The organism is Bacillus sp. SIMBA_074 (assembly GCF_046534555.1).
Lineage (GTDB): Bacteria > Bacillota > Bacilli > Bacillales > Bacillaceae_G > Bacillus_A > Bacillus_A mycoides.
In genome coordinates, this window is sequence record NZ_JAWRYM010001359.1 from 1 (window position 1) to 230 (window position 230).

Annotated in this window: 1 protein-coding gene; it reads left to right on the plus strand. The window is 49.6% G+C overall.

The genetic code is table 11. The features are described 5' to 3' along the window. The coding region (locus SB773_RS35135; RefSeq protein WP_410595230.1) for an MFS transporter at positions 1–230 on the plus strand (230 nt) is incomplete at both ends.

The window sequence follows — 230 nt, forward strand, 5'->3', positions numbered from 1 at the left end:
CGTCGTCCTATGTAGTGCTTTGTTCGGTTTGTTTCTGGGCTTATCCTTGCCTGTCCAGACTACGCTTTTATCCAGAACCTTTTCACAGGAACGTGCGACCTCGGTTGGAATCTACAATTTCTTCCGTTTTTTCGGTATTGCGGTCAGTCCGCTAGTTGGGGGAGTCCTGTATCAATGGGGGGAGGGGGCACTACTGTTTGGATTCGTCTCTGTCGTTTTCGCTTTTGCTG